This window comes from Frigoribacterium sp. PhB160, assembly GCF_003751785.1.
GTDB lineage: Bacteria > Actinomycetota > Actinomycetes > Actinomycetales > Microbacteriaceae > Frigoribacterium.
This window is the reverse complement of record NZ_RKIE01000001.1, coordinates 1,300,129-1,317,782: the sequence shown is the minus strand read 5'-3', so window position 1 is coordinate 1,317,782 and position 17,654 is coordinate 1,300,129. Positions and strand designations below refer to the sequence as shown.

Here is a 17,654-nt window from a genome sequence, read left to right as displayed (position 1 = left end):
CCTCAGCTCCAGTGCCCGAGCAGCCCCGCGACGCCGAACGGCACCGCGAACGCCAGCCCGGCGAGCAGCACGAGGGCCGAGCCGACGAGCATGACGGCGTTCGCGACGATGCCGACCGTCGACAGGGTGCGCCCGGCCGGTTCGCGTCGACGCCCCATGACGCCGAGGACGAGCCCGACGATCGGGACGACGAGGGTGAACCCGGCGGCGACGGAGACGAGCCCGACGACGAGGCTGGCCAGGCTGAGGGGGCTCGACTCGCGGGCCGGGACGGCCGACGGGGTCGGGCTTCCGTACGGCGCGGAGGCGGCGTACGGGTCGGCGGGAGCGGTGGCGGAGGTCTGGTGAGTGGTCATGGACCGAGCCTAGGAACCGGCACCGCGCCTCCTGAAGGGGGCTGCCCCCCGCATCTGCCGGGGGGTCAGTCGGACGACACGACGGAGGCGCGGGGCGGCGGCGCGGTCACGTCGCCCGGCGCGGGCAGCGCGCCCAGCCCCCGCGTCAGCACCTCGGGCGCCGCCGCGAGGCAGATGCGGATCCAGCCCTCGCCGGCGCGGCCGAAGGCGCTGCCCGGCGCGACCGCGACGCGGTGCTCGAGGAGGAGCGCCTCGGCCCAGCCCGCGACGTCGCCCTGGGAGGCGTGAGAGACGTCGATCCAGAGGTAGAAGGCGCCCTCGGGGTCGAGGTACCCGATGCCCCGCTCGTCGAGGAGGCGCGTGGCCAGCCGCAGGTTCGTGCGGTAGTGCTCGCGGGCCTCCGACACCGGCCCGTGGTCGCCCGTGATCGCGGCGAGGGCGGCGTGCTGGTCGGGCTCGGCGACGCAGCTGATCGCGGCCTCCTGCACCGTGCGCATCGTGTCGGACAGGCCCGGGGGCGTGACGAGGTAGCCGACGCGGACGCCCGTCATGGCGTAGGTCTTGCTCAGCGAGAAGACGCTGAAGACGCGGTCGTCGACGTCGAGGGAGGCGATGCTCACGTGCGGGGTGCCGTAGGTGAAGTACTCGTAGACCTCGTCGCTGATGACCCAGAGGTCGTGGCGGGCGGCGAAGTCGAGCACCTCCTGCAGCACCTCCCGCGGCCAGACCGTGCCGAGGGGGTTCGACGGCGAGTTGACGATGATCGCCCGGGTGCGCGGCCCGACGAGGCGCTCGAGCTCGGCGAGGTCGGGACGGAACGCCCGCCGCGGCGACAGCGTGTAGGTGACGGGCACCGCGTCGAGCATGCGCGCGTTCATGGAGAAGGTCGTGTAGCCGGGGTCGGGCACGAGCACCTCGTCGCCGGCGCCGAGGAGGAGCCCCATCGTCTGGTGCAGGGCCTGCGTCGCGCCCACCGTCACCCAGACGCGCTCGACGTCGACGTGGACGTCGTTCTCCCGTGCCAGCTTCTCGACGATCGCCTGGCGGAGGGCCGGGATGCCCCCGTTGGGCGTGTAGTTCGTGAGGTCGTCCGACCAGGCCTGGCGCGCGGCCTCGGCGACGTGGTGGGGCACCGGCACGTCGGGCTCGCCGATCACGAGCATGGCGACGTCCTCGAGCCGGGCCGCGATCTCGAAGACGCGGCGGATGCCGGAGGCGGGCACGGAGGCGATGTGCGGGGCGAGCGAGGGCATGACGGCACGGTACTACGCACGACACGCCGCCCCGGGGAGGCTCGGATCGTTGAGGATGGGAGCCTCGCCTGGTAACGTTGCCTGTTGGCTTGCGCGGGACGTCTGCAGTGGCGGATCGCGAACCCAGCCGAAGAGCCGCTCCGGTGGCAGCACCGGCGGCAGTCCGGGTCGACGAGAGTCGTCCTGTCGGCTGGCGCAGTGCCGAGACGACCTGACGCACCCCCGGGTGCCGAGCGGTCGGGCACACAATCGTCCAGACAGAGAACCCAGAAAGTAGCGAACGTGGCAAACATCAAGTCGCAGATCAAGCGCATCGGCACCAACAAGAAGGCCCAGGACCGCAACAAGGCCGTCAAGAGCGAGCTCAAGACCGCGATCCGCGCCGCCCGCGAGGCCGTCGTCTCCGGCGACAAGGACAAGGCGACCACGTCGCTGGCCCTCGCCTCGAAGAAGCTCGACAAGGCCGCCAGCAAGGGCGTCATCCACAAGAACCAGGCCGCGAACCGCAAGTCGGCCATCGCGAAGCAGGTCGGCGCCCTCTAGGCACCGACCCCCTCGGCTCGGGCCTCGGCCCGGCCGTCGACGAAGGCCCCGTCTCCTCGGAGACGGGGCCTTCGTCGTGCGGTCAGCGGGCGAGCTGGCCGCGGGTCGCGACGGCGGTGACCATGCGCTCGAGGGCGTAGACCGCGTCGCGCTCGGCGCCCTTGACGGCCGCGTCGGTCTCGGCGAGCAGCTCGATGCACCGCCCGAGTCCCTCCTCGCTCCAGCCGCGCACGTCGCGCTGCGCACGCTCGACCTGCCACGGCGCCATGCCGAAGCGCGAGGCGAGCTGCGCCGCGGGGCCGTACGCCCCCTGCACCTTCGCCATCGTGCGCACCTTCACGGCGAAGGCGGCGACCACGGGCACCGGGTCGGCCCCGGTCGAGAGGGCGTGCCGCAGCAGCACGAGGGCCTCGCCCTGGCGGCCGGCGATGGCCATGTCGGCGACCTTGAAGGCGTTCGTCTCGACGCGGCCCGAGTAGTACTTCTCGACGGTGACCTCGGTCACCTCCTCCGCGGCGTCGGAGATGAGCTGCTGGCAGGCGCTGGCCAGCTCGGCGAGGTCGTCGTTGAAGGCCGTGACGAGGGCGCGCAGGGCACCGCTCGTGACGCGGCGCCGCTCGGCCGAGAACTCGGCGGCGGCGAAGTCGTACTTCTCGGTGTCTTTCTTGAGCTCGGCACAGACGACCTCGATGCCGCCGCCCGTGCCGGAACGCAGGGCGTCGAGGAGCTTCTTGCCGCGCACTCCCCCGCCGTGCCGGAGGACGACGTAGGTGTCGTCGGCCGGCGACTCGAGGTAGCGCAGGGTCTCGGAGAGGAACGCGTCGGTGCACTTCTCCACCGACGCGACGCGGATGAGCCGCGGCTCGGCGAAGAGCGAGGGGCTCGCGAGGCTGACGAGTTCGCCGGGCTGGTACTGGCCCGCGTCGAGGTCGTTCACCTCGATGCTCGGGTCTTCCGCCGCGAGCTGGTCGCGGAGCTGACGGACGGCCCGGTCGGCGAGGAACTGCTCGGGGCCGCTCACGAGCACGACGGGGGCGGGGCGGATCTGGTGCCAGGCGACCTGGTCGATGCTGACGGTCGCCTTCTTGGCCGTCTTGCCGGTCGCGCGCGCCGCCATGGTCCTCCTCCGGGTGCGGCCGCCCGGAGAGCGGCCGGGACCAGGGTAGCCGAGGCCGCCGACGCTCCGGCGGCCGCGGGCAGGCGCTCGCGCCAGACGTGCATCCCCTCGTCGTCGAGCCGCACGGCCGCGTCGCCGTCGTGGTCGGTGCGCACCACCTCCGTGCCGAGCCCGTCGAGCAGCCCCAGGGCGTCCTCGGTCGGGTGGCCGTACGTGTTGTCGGCGCCGACGCCGACGAGGCCGACGCGGGGGCGGGCGGCCTCGTAGAGAGCGTCGAGCTGGTCGGCCGAGCCGTGGTGGGACACCTTGACGACGTCCACGCCGGTCGGGACGCCGCCCGCGGCCAGCAGTCGCCGTTGGGCGGCCTCGCCGAGGTCGCCGAGGTCGAGGAGCGACACGCAGCCCGTCGCGCACCCGACCCGCGGCTGCCAGGCCGTCACCACGCTCGCGTCGTTGCCGGGCTCGACCGCCGCGCCGCGGTCCGAGGCGGGGGGCGGCCAGAGCGCCGTCCACGAGAGGTCGCCCAGCACGCCGCCGACGCCCGCGGAGGCCTCCAGCACCTTCGCTCCCGCCCGGCGGAGGCGCTCCACGACGTCGGCGTCGGCGGGGCGCCCCACCGGCCCGACGACCACGCGGTCGACGTCGGCGGCCACCACGTCGACGGCCCCGACGTGATCGGCGTCGAAGTGCGTCAGCACCAGGAGGTCGACGTGCGGGACGGCGAAGCGCCGGAGGCACCCGGCGAGGGCCTCGGCGTCGTCCCCGACGTCGACGAGCGCCGTCGCCCCGGCGCTCCGCACGAGCACGGCGTCGCCCTGGCCGACGTCGCACTGAGCGACGGTCCACCCGTCGGGCACCGCGGCGCGCTCGCCCGTCCGCGCCCCGGCGACGACCGCGAGGAGCGTCAGCACCAGAAGGCCCGAGGTCGCGCCGAGCACCGCCCGGGCACGCCCGCCGCGCGTGCCGAGGACCGCGCCCGCCGCCACGGCCGTGACGAGCACGAGAGCCGCCGCGGCGGCCGGGGCGTCGGGCCAGGGCAGACGTGCGAGCGGCCAGGTCTCGACGGACCGGGCGACTGCCCCGACCCAGGTCGCCGGGACCCAGGCGACCCGGGCGACCGCCAGGGCGACCCCCGGCGCCCACCCGGCCGTCGCGCAGACGACGAGCCCGCCGACGGTGGCGAGCGGCGCGGCCGGCTCGGCGAGGACGTTGGCCGTGACGCCGTGCACGGGGATGCTGGGCTCGAGCAGGAGCAGGACGGGCTGGCAGGCGAGCTGCGCCGCGACGGGCACGGCGAGCACCAGCGCGAGGGGCGCGGGCAGCACGCGCCCGAGGAGCGTCGCCAGGGGCCCGGCGAGCACGACGAGCCCGGTCGTCGCGAGCACCGACAACGCGAAGCCGACGTCGCGCGCGAGCCACGGGTCGGCCACGAGCAGCCCGAGCACGGCGACCGCCACCACCGGCAGCCCGGACACCGGTCGGGCGGCGCCGAGGTGCGCCAGGACGACGAGGGCCATCACGGTCGCCCGGAGGATGCTCGCGTCGGGCGTCACCAGCACGAGGAAGGCGAGCAGCACGCCGACGGCCGCGCCGAGCCGTGCGAGCCGCGGCACCCGCAGCAGGCCGCCGACGATCATGGTGAGCGCCACGAGCACGGCGCAGTTCGAGCCCGACACGGCCGTCAGGTGCGTCAGGCTGGCCGTGGCCATGGCCTCGCGCAGGTCGTCGGGCACCGCGGTCGTGTCGCCCAGCGTGAGCCCGGGCAGCAGGGCTCCCCCGTCGCCCGGCAGCGTCGCGGTCACCTCGCGGAACGAGCCGCGCACGGCGTTCGCCGCCTCCGCGAGGCCCTCCGGAGGCGCGCCCGGCTCGACCTCGCCCCTCACCGCCCCGACGAAGGCGACGTCCGCCCCGTGGTCGACCGGCAGCACCGAGACCCGGGCCGTGAGGTGCTGGTCGATCTCGACCACGCGGCCGTCGGCCGGCCGGGGCCCGAGCAGCAGCATCGTGGAGGAGCCCTGCCAGACCAGGTCGTCGCCGACCCGCGCCTCCTCGAGGACCAGCTCTGCCGCGGTCGTGCCGCCCGTCATGCGCTCGGACGCCGTGCCCGTGACGACGGCGACGCGGCCCTCGAGCGCAGCGAGCTCGGGCGGCCACCGGGCGTCGTGCCGGGCCGCGGCACCGGCCGTGAGCAGGGCCACGACGGCCGCGGTGAGCCCGACCACGGCGGCGGCGGCCACGGGCGCCGACGCGCTCGACGGCCGCGTCGTGCCTCGTCGGCGGGCGAGGACGGCACCGCCGCCCAGCGCGGCGACGGCGACGACACCGGCGACGAGGGCCGTCCGGCCGAGGGCGGCCGGCTCGGGCAGGGCGAGCACGAGGGCCAGCCAGCCCACCGCGACGGGCACGGCGAGACGGACGTCGATCGCGGCGGGCGGCCTCACACCGTCACCAGGGCCCGGAGCTTCTCGAGCGTCTTCTCGCCGATGCCGGGCACCCCGAGGAGGTCGTCGACCGAGCGGAACGACCCGTTCGCCGCGCGCCACTCGAGGATCGCCGCGGCGGTCGCGGGCCCGACGCCCGGCAAGGTCTGCAGGGTCGCGTCGTCGGCGCGGTTCAGGTCGACGAGACCGCCGGCCCCGGCACCGCCCGACGTGCCGGGTACGCCCCCGCTGCCCGCGGCGCCGAGAGCGCCCCCGGCCCCCGACGCACCCGGCCCGATCTCTCCCACCGCCGGCACCCCGAGCTGTTCGCCGTCGACGACCGGACGGGCGAGGTTGACCGCCGCCTGCTCCGCTTCGGGCGTGAACCCTCCGGCGGCCGCGACCACGTCGACGACCCGCGAGCCGGCGGGCAGCTCGTAGAGACCCGGCCGTGCGACCTGTCCGTAGACGTGCACGAACACCGGCCCGGCGGACGCGGCGCCTGCCGCGCCGCCGGCCGCGCCGGGGGCGGCCGAAGCCCCGGGCCCCGCGGTGCCGGACGCGACCGGGCCGGGCGGCGAGGTGATCGCGGTCTCGCCCGCGCCTCCACCGCCGGCGACCGCCGAGACGGCCACCGTGACGGCGAGCAGGGCCAGCACGAGCACCACGACCGCGCCGAGGCCGACGCGCCAGCGGGGCCCGCGAGGCGCCGCGGGGTCGGGCGCGGCACGGAAGGAGACGACCATGCCGAGACGGTAGGCGCGTCGGGCGGACGGCCACGGACGACGACGGCCGCCCTGGGGAGACCAGGGCGGCCGTCGTCTGCCGGGGAGGACCGGCTACTTCACCGCGATGTTGACGAGGCGAGGGGCGCGGACGATGACGTTCACGACCTCCTTCTCGCCGACGGCGCGCTGCACGGCCGCCGAGGCGCGCGCGAGGGCCTCGAGCTCGTCCGGGCTGATCTTGGGCGAGACCTCGAGCCGGTCGCGCACCTTGCCGTTGACCTGGACGACGGCCGTGACGCTCGTCTCGACGAGCAGCGTCGAGTCGGCCTTCCGCCAGCCGTGCGTGGCGACGCCGACGCCGTCGTAGCCGAGCTTCTCCCACATCTCCGACGCCGTGTAGGGCGCGAAGAGCGACAGGGCCAGGGCCACGGTCTCCGTCGCCTCGCGGACGGCCGGGTCGGCGGCGCCGGCCCCGCTGTCGATCGTCTTGCGGACGGCGTTGACGAGCTCCATGAGCCGGGCGACGACGACGTTGAACTTGAACGCCTCGGTCAGGCCGGGCGCCTCGGCGAGGAACCGGTGCGTCTGGCGGCGGAGGGCCTGGTCGCCCTCGGCCCAGACGACGTCGGTCGCGCTGTCGACGTCGGTCGCCAGCCGGAACGCGCGCGCCAGGAACTTCGCCGAGCCGGCCGGCGAGACGTCGGCCCAGTCGATGTCGTCCTCGGGCGGGCCCGCGAAGGCCATCGTCAGCCGGATCGCGTCGACGCCGTGGCGGTCGACCTCCTCCGACAGGGTGACGAGGTTGCCCTTGCTCTTGCTCATCTTGGCGCCGTCCTGCAGCACCATGCCCTGGTTGAGCAGGGCGCTGAAGGGCTCGGTGAAGTCGAGGTAGCCGAGGTCGAAGAGCACCTTCGTGATGAAGCGCGCGTAGAGCAGGTGGAGGATCGCGTGCTCGACGCCTCCGACGTACTGGTCGACCGGCGCCCAGCGGTTGACGACGGCCGGGTCGAAGGCCTTCTCGGAGTCGCCCGGGCTGAGGAAGCGCAGGAAGTACCACGAGCTGTCGACGAACGTGTCCATCGTGTCGGCGTCGCGCTTCGCGGGCGTGCCGTCGAGCGGGTTCGGCACGGTGACCCAGTCGGTGGCCGCACCGAGCGGCGAGCTGCCCTTGGGCTTGAGGTCGAGGCCCTCGGTCGGCGGCAGGAGCACCGGCAGCTCGCTCTCGGGCACGGGCACCTCGGTGCCGTCGGCGGCGTGCACGATCGGGATCGGCGTGCCCCAGAACCGCTGGCGGGAGATGAGCCAGTCGCGCAGGCGGTACGTCTTCGCCGCCTTGCCGGCGCCCTTCTCCTCGAGCAGCTCGACGACGCGCTTGATGGCGTTCGACTTGCTCAGCCCGGTCAACGGGCCGCTGTTCATCAGGCGGCCCTCGCCGGTCAGCGCGACGCCGGTCTTCGCAGGGTCGAGCTCGGGCAGGTCCTCCGGCAGGATCGCCTGGCCGCCCTCGTCGAGCTCGAGCTTGGGGATGACGCCCGTCACGGGCGCGTTGGTGTCGACCACGACGCGCACCGGCAGGTCGAACTTCCGGGCGAAGTCGAGGTCGCGCTGGTCGTGGGCCGGCACGGCCATGACGGCGCCGTGGCCGTAGTCGGCCAGCACGTAGTCGGCGGCCCAGACGGGCATCGGCGCCCCGGTCAGCGGGTTGACCGCGACGCGGCCGAGCGGCACGCCGGTCTTCGGCCGGTCGGCCGTCTGGCGCTCGATCTCGGTCGACTTCTGCACCTGCACGAGGTAGTCGGCGAAGGCCTCGCGCACGTCGTCGGTCGCCTCGGCCACCAGCTCGGCGGCGAGGTCGCTGTCGGGGGCGACGACCATGAAGGTCGCGCCGTAGAGGGTGTCGGGGCGCGTCGTGAAGACCGTGACGCGCTCGTCGCGGCCCTCGATCTCGAAGTGCACGTCGGCGCCGACCGACCGGCCGATCCAGTTGCGCTGCATGTTCAGCACCTTGGTCGGCCAGCGACCCTCGAGCTGGTTGAGGTCGTCGAGCAGGCGGTCGGCGTACTCGGTGATCGCGAAGTACCACTGCGTCAGCTTCTTCTTGACGACGACGGCGCCCGAGCGCTCGGACGTGCCGTCGGCGAGCACCTGCTCGTTCGCGAGGACGGTCTGGTCGACCGGGTCCCAGTTGACCCAGCTGTCCTTGCGGTAGGCGAGGCCCTTCTCGTACATCTTGAGGAACAGCCACTGGTTCCACTTGTAGTACTCGGGGTCGCTCGTGTGCAGCACGCGGTCCCAGTCGAACGAGGGCGCGTAGAGCTTCATGCTCTGCTTCTGCTGCTCGATGTTCGCGTAGGTCCACTCGCGGGGGTCGACGCCGCGCTTGATCGCGGCGTTCTCGGCGGGCAGGCCGAAGCTGTCCCAGCCGATCGGGTGCAGCACGTTGAAGCCCTGCTGGCGCCAGTAGCGCGCGATGACGTCGCCGAGCGCGTAGCCCTCGGCGTGGCCCATGTGCAGGTCCCCCGACGGGTACGGGAACATGTCGAGGACGTACTTCCGCGGCCGCTTGTCGTCGGGGTCGACGGCGAAGGGCTTCTTCTCCTCCCACACCTGCTGCCACTTGCGCTGCAGGCGCGCGACGTCGTACTCGCGCTCGGCGGCGTCGCGCCCGGCGTGCTCGGGGTTCGGCGCCTGCTCGGCGGCCGGGGAAGTGTCGTGCTCGTGTGCCACGGGACTCTCATTCATCACAGGGGGACGGGACCGGCCGAGGGCACGACGAGGTGCGGCGCAGGGCGACCCGTCGTCCAGGGTAGCGAACGACCGGCCCTGCCCGGCACCGCCCCGAGGTCACCAGGAGGCGCGGCCCGGCGACGCTCCGAGCACCCGCAGCAGGGCGGCCGCCTTCCACCCGGCCTCCGCGAGCTCGTCGCGGGGCACCGACGACGAGGTGACGCCCCCGCCCACCCCGACGGTGGCGGACGACCCGACCCCGTCGAGGCCCACGTTGTGCACGACGACCGACCGGATCGCCATGGCGAGCGACGCGCCGCCGTCGAGCCCGAGCCGGCCGACGGCCCCCGAGTAGACGCCCCGCCGCGCCCCCTCCCACCTCGCGAGCAGGCCGACCGCCGCGCGCTTCGGCGCCCCCGTCATCGACCCGGCCGGGAAGGCCGCCTCGACGGCGTCGACGGCCCGCAGCCCCGGCGCCAGGCGGGCCTCGACCGTGCTGACGAGCTGGTGCACCTGCCGGTAGCCGTGCACCTCGAGCAGCTCGGTGACGACGACGCTGCCCACCTCGGCGACGCGCGCCAGGTCGTTGCGGACGAGGTCGACGATCATGACGTTCTCGGCGCGCTCCTTCTCGCTCTCGCCGAGCTCGCGGGCGAGGCGGGCGTCGACGGCGGGTTCGGCCGCGCGGGGCCGCGTGCCCTTGATCGGCGAGGAGGAGACGCGCCCGTCGGCCCCGACCTCGAGGAAGGACTCGGGCGACGCCCCGACGACCGCCGTCCCGCCGATCCGGACGAACGACGCGTGCGGCGCGGGCGACGCCCGACGCAGGCGTCGGTACGCGGCGAACGCGTCCACGGGGGCGTCGACCCGCACCGACGTCGTCAGGCACAGCACGTAGGCGTCGCCCGCCGCGATGGCCGCGCGACACCGCTCGACGAGCGCGAGGTACTCGGCGTCGGAGTGCCGTCGGTGCACGGCGTCGGGGCCGGGGGGCGCCTCCGGCGGTCCGGGCGGGTCGAGGGGCTCGATCGAGTCCCAGGTCGCGGCGACCTCGGCCGGCCAGTCGTCGTGCCCGAGCGCGACCGCCTCGACGGTGCCGCGGCCGTGGTCGAACGCGAGGGCGCGGTCGGCGCGGAGGAGGGCGAGGTCGGGAGGCGCGGACGCGTCGGGCGCGCCGGTCGCGCCCAGGGGCGGCGGGCTCCCCCGCCCCGGCCCCACGGTCCCGTCGCGGTCGAGCAGCCACGTGCCGAACTCGTAGCCGAGCCAGCCGGCCCAGCCGAGCGGGTCGGTGCCGGGGCGCGGCTCGTCGAGGTCGTCGCGGACGAGCGCCCAGAGCCCGCCCAGGTCGCCGTCGTGGGCCGACGCCGTGGCGGCGGGGCCCCAGAGCACGAGCGAGCGGCCCGCCGCGGCGTCGACGCCCGCGTCGGTCCAGACGACGTCGCCCGACGCGGCGAGGGCGGCCACGACGGCCTCGGGGTCGCGCCACGGGAGGGCACGGCGGACGACCTCGGGGCGCATAGCCTGAGTGTATGAGCCCCGAGAGCAGCCCCCCGCGCCCCGTCGAGCTCGCCTGGCGCGGCGGCGTGCTCGAGCCGGCCGGGGAGGCCGGGGCCGGTGCCCTGCTCGTGGCCGACTCGTGGCTCGTCGTCGACGGCACGGTGCGCGCGCTCGACGTGCACCGCGACCGGTTCGTCGGCTCGGTCGGCGACGCCGACGACGACGACCCCGGGCTCGACGTCGCCGCGTTCTGGGACGCCGCGGTGGAGGCCCTGCCTCGGGAGGGCGAGTGGTTCCCGCGCGTCGAGCTCCGGGCCGGGACCGCGGGCGGGCCCGAGCTCCGCCTGGCGCTCCGGCCCGCCCCCGAGCAGCACCGCTCGGTCGTGCTCGCGACCGCCGACCACGACCCGCGCACGCGCCCGCTCGTCAAGGGCCCCGACCTGGAGGCGCTGGGCGGGCTGCGCCGCTCGGTCGCCCCCCTCGGCGCGGACGAGGCCGTCATCGTCGACGCCGACGGCCTCGTGGTCGAGGGGGCCTGGAGCTCGGTGCTCTGGTGGCGAGGCGACGCCCTCTGCATGCCCGCGGAGGACCTCCCCCGCCTCCCCGGCGTCACCGCCCGGACCGTGCTCACGCTCGCCGCCGTGCTCGGCGTCGACGTCCTGCACGAGCGGGCCACGCCGGCCTCGCTCGACGGCTTCGAGATCTGGTCGCTCAGCGCCCTGCACGGCGTCCGCATCGCGACGTCGTGGGTCGACGGGCCCACCACGGCCGAGCAGCCCGGGCGGCGGGCGACCTGGCAGCGACGGCTCGACGCCCTCCGCCGGCCCCTGCCCGCCCCGCCCGCCTAGGCCGTTCCGAGCCCCCCGGTCGCCTCGACCACGCGGCCGTCCTCGACGCGCAGCCGCCGGGTGACGAGGTCGGCCGGCACGGCCACGTGCGAGACGAGCACGACGGTCGTGCCGTCCTCGCGGGCCGCGGTCAGGACGTCGGCGACGAGCCGCTCGGCCAGGTCGGCGTCGAGCCCCGCCGTGGGCTCGTCGAGCACGAGCACGGGGAAGCCCCGCAGCAGCGCCCGCGCGAGCGAGAGGCGCTGTGCCTGACCGCCCGAGACGAGGGCGCCGCGCTCGCCGACGCGCGCGTCGAGGCCGCCACGCCCGGCGACCCACGCGCCGAGCCCGACGCGCTCGAGCACGGCCTCGAGATCGGCGTCGGACGCGGTGTCGCGGGCGAAGAGCAGGTTCTGCCGGATCGACTCGTCGAACAGGTACGGCGCCTGCTCGATGAGCCCCACGGCGCGTCGTACGGCGGCCGACGTGAGGCGCGAGTCGTCGACTCCCCCGACCTCGTAGCGACCAGCACGGTGGTCCAGGAACCGCACCAGCACCGACGCGAGCGTGCTCTTGCCGGCCCCGCTCGGCCCCTCCACGACGACCCGGTCGCCCGACCGCACCTCGAGGTCGACGTCGCGGAGGGCGTCCACGACGGCGCCCGGCCAGCGGGCGGAGACTCCCTCCAGGCGGAGGACGACCTCGCCCGGGGCGACGACGGCCGGAGGCGCGGCCTCGGTCTCGCAGCCCTCGGCACGGTCGTCGCGGCCCCCGCCCTCCCCCTCCTCCTCGAGCTCGTCGACGACGACGCCCTCCGGCGCGACGGCCGGGACGACCTGCTCGACGCGGTCCCCGCTGGCCCGCACGCGCCTCCCCGCGACGACCGCCGTCGGCACGGCGCCGACGACCTCGAGCACGGCGATCGGCAGGAGGGCGACGAGGGCGAACTGCGGGCCGCTCAGCGAGCCGAGCTCGACCCCCGGCGCCGCGACGAGCACCGTCACGAGCACGGTCGCGCCGGAGACGAGCGACACCGCGGCGGCGACGAGGCCGGCCGTCGTCGCGGTCCGGCGCTCGGTGCGGCGGACGTCGTCGTCGAGCCGCGAGACCCGTTCGAGCTGCCCGTCGAGCGCCTCGAACGCGACGAGCACGTCGAGCGAGGCCACGGTGTCGAGCACCGCGCCCGAGAGCCGGCCGCGCCGGTCGGCGAGGGCGCGTTCGCCGCGCCGGGCGAGGAGGTCGGCCAGCGCTCCCCCGCCGACCATCGCGACCAGCAGGCCCGCCGCGAGCACCCCCGCGGCCGCCGGCGACACGAGCGCCACGCCCGCGACCGACGCGACGGCCGCCACGCCCGCGGCCACGAGCGGCTGGGTGACCCGCAGCGGGAGGTCCTGCAGGGCGTCGACGTCGCTGACGAGGCGGGAGAGGAGGTCTCCGCGGTCGGTGCGGCCGAGCCCGGCCGGCGCGACGCGCGTGAGGCGGCGGTAGAGCTCCGTGCGGACGACCGCGAGCTGTCGGAACGACGCGTCGTGGCTCCACGTCCGCTCGAGGTAGCGGGAGGCCGCGCGGGCGAGGGCCGCGGCGCGCACGCCGACCATGACCATGGTGAGGTACAGGATGGGCGGCTGCTCGGCCGCACGGGCGACGAGGTACGCCGACGCGCCGAGCAGCAGGACGGCGCTCAGGGCGCCGAGGGTCCCCGCGGCGAGGCCGGGCGCCGACCGACGGGCCGAGGGCTGCGCCGTCCGGAGCAGGGTGCGGCTCATCGGACGCCTCCCGGGGCGGAGGCCGCTGCGACGGAGGCGGCACCGGTGACGTCGGTGACGCCCGACGACGCGGGCTCGACGACGACGACCCGGTCGGCGGCGTCGCGCACGGCCGCCCGGTGCGTCACGACGACGACCGCGACGCCGCGCGCGGCGACCTCGCGCAGCCCGGCGACGAGCGCCGCCTCGGTCACCGGGTCGAGGGCCGACGACGGCTCGTCGACGAGCAGGAGGCGAGCCCCGCGCCGCTCGGCCCGGTACAGCGCCCGGGCCAGCGCGACCCGCTGCGCCTGGCCGCCCGAGAGCCCGCTGCCCGACGCCCCGAGCGACGTGCCCGGGTCGAGCTCGGGCGCTCCCGCGAGCCCGAGGGCCGCGCCGACCGCGCCCGCGTCGACGACGTCGCCGAGCGCGACGTTCTCGGCCACCGTGCCCGCGACGAGGCCGGGTGCCTGCCCCGACCACGCGACGTCGCCGAGCACCGGGGCCCGGCCCGCGTCGCGCCAGGCGACACGGCCCGAGGAGGCCACCGCGCCGCGGACCGCGGCGAGCACGGTCGTCTTGCCGGCGCCGCTCGGCCCGACGAGGGCCGTCACCTCCCCGACCGGGGCCCGGAACGAGATCGGCGCGAGGACCGGCACGCCGTCCCGCGAGACCGCGACCCGGTCGACGACGAGAACGTCGTCGGCCGCGACGGACGCAGGCCCCGCGGCGACGGACGCGGGCGCCCCGGCGACGGAGGCGGTCGGGGCGGACGGCACCGCGCCTCGTCGGGGGCCCCCCGCGCCGGGACGCCCGTCGTCGGACGCCGCGTCGTCGTCGAGCACCGCGAACACGCCGTCGGCCGCGGCCACCCCGTCGGAGGCGGCGTGGAAGGCGGCCCCGACCTGGCGCAGCGGCAGGTACGCCTCGGGGGCGAGCAGCAGCACGAAGAGCCCGACCGGCAGCAGCAGCGACCCGTCGATCAGCCGGACGCCGATCGACACCGCCACGAGCGCGACCGACAGGGAGGCGGCCAGCTCGAGCGCGAACCCGCTGAGGAACGAGACGCGCAGCACCCGCATCGTCTCGACGCGGTGCTCGTCGGTGAGGCGGCCGATGCGGGCGACCTGCCGGCCCTCCCGCCCGAACGCCTTGAGGGTCGACAGGCCGCCCACGGCGTCGAGGAACGACGACGCGAGCGACTGGAGGCGGTCCCACTGACGGTCCTGAGCGGCGCGCGTCGACAGGCCGATCAGCACCATGAACACGGGGATCAGCGGCAGCGTGACGACGACGATCACGGCCGAGAGCCAGTCCGACCGCCACATCACGACGACCACGAGCGGCGTGGCGAGGGCGGTCAGCAGCAGCTGCGGCAGGTAGCGCGCGAACCACGCGTCGAGGGCGTCGAGCCCGGGGCCGACGAGCGTGGCGAGCCGGGCCGAGCCGTGGCGGGCCACCCGGTCGGCGCCCCGACCGGCGACGGCGCGCAGCACCCGGCGGCGGAGCTGGCTCTTGACGACCGCCGAGGTGCGGACGGCGACGGCCTCGAGCGCCCACGACGCCGCCGAGCGGACGACGACCGCGACGGCGAGCCCGACGAGCGCGGCTCCGAGGTCGTCCGCCGCGCGCCCGTCGACGACGGCGACGACGGCCTGCGTCGCCGACCACGCGACGCCGACGACGGCCGCCGTCTGCACGAGCCCGAGCAGCGCCCCCAGCACGAGGAACCCGCGCGCGGCGGAGGCGTACCGCAGGAGGCGCGGGTCGACCGGTCCCACGAGGTCGCCTCCCTTAGTGCGCGGCCGGGATGGACGCCCGGCTCACGCGCTTGCGGAAGACCCAGTACGTGAACGCCTGGTAGCCGACGATCAGGGGCACGAAGACCAGGGCGACCCAGCTCATCACGGTCAGCGTGTAGGTCGAGCTCGACGCGTTCACGATCGTCAGGCTGTTCGCGGGGTCGTTGCTGGCCGGCATGACGCCCGGGAACAGCGCGGCGAAGAGGCTCGCCACGGCCAGGGCGATCGTGGCCGCCATCGCGGCGAAGGCGAAGCCCTCGCGACCTCGGAGGTTCGCGACGAACGAGGCCACGAGGGCCGCGGCGGCGCCGACGGACAGCGCCGCCGAGGCCGGCGTGCCGGACGCCAGCGTGGTCGCCGCCAGGAAGCTCGCCGCCACGACGATCGTGAGCGCGCCCGAGCGGACCGCGAGGCGCCGGGCCCGCTCGCGGATGTCGCCCTCGGTCTTGAGCGAGACGAACACGACGCCGTGGGTGAAGAAGAGCAGAAGCGTCGTCAGCCCGCCGAGCAGCGCGTAGGGGCCGAAGAGGTCGGCCGTCGTCCCCACGTAGTCGTGGTTCGCGTCGAGCGGCACGCCGTGCACGACGTTGGCGAAGGCGACGCCCCAGAGGAATGCGGGGACGGCCGAGCCCACGGTGATCATGAGGTCGAAGCGGCGCTTCCACCGCGCCTCCGGACGCTGGTGGCGGTACTCGAACGAGACGCCGCGCGCGATGAGCGCGAGGAGGATCGCGAGCAGGACGAGGTAGAAGCCGCTGAACATCGTCGCGTACCACTCGGGGAAGGCGGCGAAGAGCACGGCGCCCGCGACGATGACCCAGGTCTCGTTGAGGTCCCAGACGGGCCCGATCGTGTTGATGAGCACGCGGCGGTCGGTGTCGTCGCGGCCGAGGAACGGCAGCGACATGCCGACGCCGAAGTCGAAGCCGTCGAGGACGAAGTAGCCGACGAAGAAGAACGCGACGACCGCGAACCAGAGGGTGGGCAGATCCATGTCAGGGCACGCCTTCCGTCAGTAGACCGTGGCCTCGTGCCGGACGAGGCCCGTCTCGGCGTCGGTCTCGGGCGGGCCCGCGGGGCCCTTCTTGGCCGCCGCGACGATGAGCCGGAACTCGACCACGGCGAGGGATCCGTAGATCACGGTGAAGGCCACGAGCGAGATGAGCACCTCGAGGCCGGTGACGCTCGGCGAGACGCCGTCCTCGGTCTTCAGCAGGCCGAAGACGAGCCAGGGCTGGCGGCCCATCTCGGTGAAGACCCAGCCGACGATCATCGCGAGCAGGGGCAGCGGGTAGGTCCAGATCGCGGCCCGCCAGACCCAGCGGCTCGTGGGCAGGCGGCCGCCGCGGGTCAGCCAGAGGCCGACGGTCGAGACGAGCACGGCCACCATGCCGAGGCCCATCATCCAGCGGAACGACCAGTACGTGACCCAGATGATCGGGGTGTAGTCGCCCGGGCCGTAGAGCTGCACGTACTGCGCCTGCAGGTCGTTGATCCCCTCGACGGTGCCGTCGAGGGTGTGCGTCGACAGGAACGAGAGGAGGTACGGCACGCGGATGCTGAAGAGCTCGTGGACGCCGTCGGGCGTGCCCAGCGTGAAGACCGAGAAGGAGGCGTCGGCGCCGGTGCTCGTCGTGTAGAGCGCCTCGGCCGCGGCCATCTTCGTCGGCTGCGTCTCGACCATCGCGAGGCCGAGCTGGTCGCCGGTGAGGAAGGTGAGGCCGCCGGAGACGACCATGAGCACGAGCCCGAAGCGCAGGGCCGGCCGCATGGTCTCGAGGTGCTGGGTGCGGCTGAGGTGCCAGCAGGCGACCGCGACGATCACGGCGGCCGAGACCATGAGGCAGGCGAAGATGGTGTGCGGGAAGGCCGCGAGGGCGACCTTGTTCGTCAGCACGGCCATGATGTCCGTCAGCTGCGCACGGCCCTTCTCCTCGTCGATCTCGAAGCCGACGGGGTTCTGCATGAAGGCGTTGGCCGCGATGATGAAGTAGGCCGAGAGCACGCTGCCGACCGTCGCGCCCCAGATGCTCGCGAGGTGGAGCTTGGCGGGCACCTTGTCCCAGCCGAAGATCCAGACGCCGATGAAGGTCGCCTCGAGGAAGAACGCCAGCAGGCCCTCGAGCGCGAGGGGCGCCCCGAACACGTCGCCGACGAAGCGGGAGTAGTCGGACCAGTTCATGCCGAACTGGAACTCCTGGACGATGCCGGTGACGACGCCCATCGCGAAGTTGATGAGGAAGATCTTGCCGAAGAACTGGGTGAGCTGCAGGTAGTGGACCCGACCGGTGCGCACCCAGGCGGTCTGGAAGACCGCGACCGTGAACGCCATGCCGATCGTCAGCGGCACGAAGAGGAAGTGGTAGATGGTCGTGAGACCGAACTGCCAGCGTGAGAGCAGCAGCGGGTCGAGCAGCTCGGTCACGCGGCGCTCCGCGGTGTGCGGGGTGTGGTCGACGGCACGATGGCTTCTTCCAGGAGGGGGACGGATCGTCGTCACCCCGTCGTGACGCCCCTCAGCCTAGGTCGGCATTTTCACGACACGTGTTGCTTTGTTGCCCTCTGGCTGCCGACTGCCTGGGAAGACGGCGGCCCGTTGCGCGACCGCCTGCTCCGCCGCCACCGGGGAGCCCGGCCCC

At 74.9% G+C, this 17,654-nt stretch carries 13 protein-coding genes; 2 read left to right on the top strand and 11 right to left on the bottom strand.

Annotated elements, in window-relative coordinates; genetic code table 11:
* Window positions 1-2: 2 nt before the first annotated feature.
* Window positions 3-356 carry a DUF4190 domain-containing protein gene (locus EDF38_RS06195; protein ID WP_123354449.1) on the bottom strand — a complete coding sequence of 118 codons (354 nt, stop codon included), beginning with the start codon at window positions 354-356 and terminating at the stop codon, window positions 3-5.
* Window positions 357-421: 65 nt separating this feature from the next.
* Window positions 422-1,609, bottom strand: a complete 1,188-nt coding sequence (locus EDF38_RS06190; RefSeq protein WP_123354448.1) for a pyridoxal phosphate-dependent aminotransferase — start codon at window positions 1,607-1,609, stop codon at window positions 422-424.
* Window positions 1,610-1,891: 282 nt separating this feature from the next.
* On the opposite strand from EDF38_RS06190, the gene rpsT reads away from it, so the two are divergent.
* Window positions 1,892-2,152: a 30S ribosomal protein S20 gene (gene rpsT / locus EDF38_RS06185; RefSeq protein WP_123354447.1), complete on the top strand. Its 261-nt coding sequence runs from the start codon at window positions 1,892-1,894 to the stop codon at window positions 2,150-2,152.
* Between the two features lie 82 nt (window positions 2,153-2,234).
* Here the strand turns inward: rpsT and holA are convergent, their stop codons facing one another.
* The 5 genes from holA to EDF38_RS06160 form a co-directional block, all read right to left on the bottom strand.
* On the bottom strand, window positions 2,235-3,269 hold the full coding sequence (gene holA, locus EDF38_RS06180; RefSeq protein WP_123354446.1) for a DNA polymerase III subunit delta: 1,035 nt from the start codon (window positions 3,267-3,269) through the stop codon (window positions 2,235-2,237).
* Entirely contained in the window at window positions 3,170-5,710 is a 2,541-nt protein-coding gene (locus EDF38_RS06175; protein ID WP_123354445.1) for a ComEC/Rec2 family competence protein, read from the bottom strand. Before EDF38_RS06175 ends, holA begins: the two co-directional genes overlap by 100 nt.
* A complete protein-coding gene (locus tag EDF38_RS06170; protein WP_123354444.1) occupies window positions 5,707-6,435 on the bottom strand; it encodes a ComEA family DNA-binding protein in 729 nt (242 codons plus the stop codon). Before EDF38_RS06170 ends, EDF38_RS06175 begins: the two co-directional genes overlap by 4 nt.
* A 93-nt stretch (window positions 6,436-6,528) precedes the next feature.
* Window positions 6,529-9,159 carry a leucine--tRNA ligase gene (leuS, locus tag EDF38_RS06165; RefSeq protein WP_123354443.1) on the bottom strand — a complete coding sequence of 877 codons (2,631 nt, stop codon included), beginning with the start codon at window positions 9,157-9,159 and terminating at the stop codon, window positions 6,529-6,531.
* A 102-nt stretch (window positions 9,160-9,261) separates the two neighbouring features.
* On the bottom strand, window positions 9,262-10,662 hold the full coding sequence (locus tag EDF38_RS06160) for an anthranilate synthase component I family protein (RefSeq protein WP_123354442.1): 1,401 nt from the start codon (window positions 10,660-10,662) through the stop codon (window positions 9,262-9,264).
* An 11-nt stretch (window positions 10,663-10,673) separates the two neighbouring features.
* Between EDF38_RS06160 and EDF38_RS06155 the strand changes: the two genes are divergently transcribed.
* Window positions 10,674-11,489, top strand: coding sequence for an aminotransferase class IV (locus tag EDF38_RS06155; RefSeq protein ID WP_123354441.1), 816 nt, complete (start codon window positions 10,674-10,676; stop codon window positions 11,487-11,489).
* On the opposite strand, the gene cydC is transcribed toward EDF38_RS06155, so the two are convergent.
* The 4 genes from cydC to EDF38_RS06135 are packed head-to-tail and all read right to left on the bottom strand — an operon-like array spanning window position 11,486 to window position 17,440.
* On the bottom strand, window positions 11,486-13,234 hold the full coding sequence (gene cydC, locus EDF38_RS06150; protein ID WP_123354440.1) for a thiol reductant ABC exporter subunit CydC: 1,749 nt from the start codon (window positions 13,232-13,234) through the stop codon (window positions 11,486-11,488). The genes EDF38_RS06155 and cydC overlap by 4 nt on opposite strands.
* Window positions 13,231-14,994, bottom strand: a complete 1,764-nt coding sequence (cydD, locus tag EDF38_RS06145) for a thiol reductant ABC exporter subunit CydD (protein WP_123354439.1) — start codon at window positions 14,992-14,994, stop codon at window positions 13,231-13,233. The genes cydC and cydD overlap by 4 nt, the downstream gene beginning before the upstream one ends.
* A gap of 13 nt (window positions 14,995-15,007) precedes the next feature.
* On the bottom strand, window positions 15,008-16,009 hold the full coding sequence (gene cydB, locus EDF38_RS06140) for a cytochrome d ubiquinol oxidase subunit II (protein ID WP_123354438.1): 1,002 nt from the start codon (window positions 16,007-16,009) through the stop codon (window positions 15,008-15,010).
* An 18-nt stretch (window positions 16,010-16,027) separates the two neighbouring features.
* Window positions 16,028-17,440 carry a cytochrome ubiquinol oxidase subunit I gene (locus tag EDF38_RS06135; RefSeq protein ID WP_123354437.1) on the bottom strand — a complete coding sequence of 471 codons (1,413 nt, stop codon included), beginning with the start codon at window positions 17,438-17,440 and terminating at the stop codon, window positions 16,028-16,030.
* Between the last annotated feature and the right edge of the window lie 214 nt (window positions 17,441-17,654).

Bases quoted from the DNA above. Each gene is read 5' to 3' on its own strand.
- EDF38_RS06195 (WP_123354449.1), bottom strand. From the start codon at position 356: ATGACCACTCACCAGACCTCCGCCACCGCTCCCGCCGACCCGTACGCC.
- EDF38_RS06190 (WP_123354448.1), bottom strand. From the start codon at position 1,609: ATGCCCTCGCTCGCCCCGCACATCGCCTCCGTGCCCGCCTCCGGCATC.
- holA (WP_123354446.1), bottom strand. From the start codon at position 3,269: ATGGCGGCGCGCGCGACCGGCAAGACGGCCAAGAAGGCGACCGTCAGC.
- EDF38_RS06170 (WP_123354444.1), bottom strand. From the start codon at position 6,435: ATGGTCGTCTCCTTCCGTGCCGCGCCCGACCCCGCGGCGCCTCGCGGG.
- leuS (WP_123354443.1), bottom strand. From the start codon at position 9,159: ATGAATGAGAGTCCCGTGGCACACGAGCACGACACTTCCCCGGCCGCC.
- EDF38_RS06160 (WP_123354442.1), bottom strand. From the start codon at position 10,662: ATGCGCCCCGAGGTCGTCCGCCGTGCCCTCCCGTGGCGCGACCCCGAG.
- EDF38_RS06155 (WP_123354441.1), top strand. From the start codon at position 10,674: ATGAGCCCCGAGAGCAGCCCCCCGCGCCCCGTCGAGCTCGCCTGGCGC.
- cydC (WP_123354440.1), bottom strand. From the start codon at position 13,234: ATGAGCCGCACCCTGCTCCGGACGGCGCAGCCCTCGGCCCGTCGGTCG.
- cydB (WP_123354438.1), bottom strand. From the start codon at position 16,009: ATGGATCTGCCCACCCTCTGGTTCGCGGTCGTCGCGTTCTTCTTCGTC.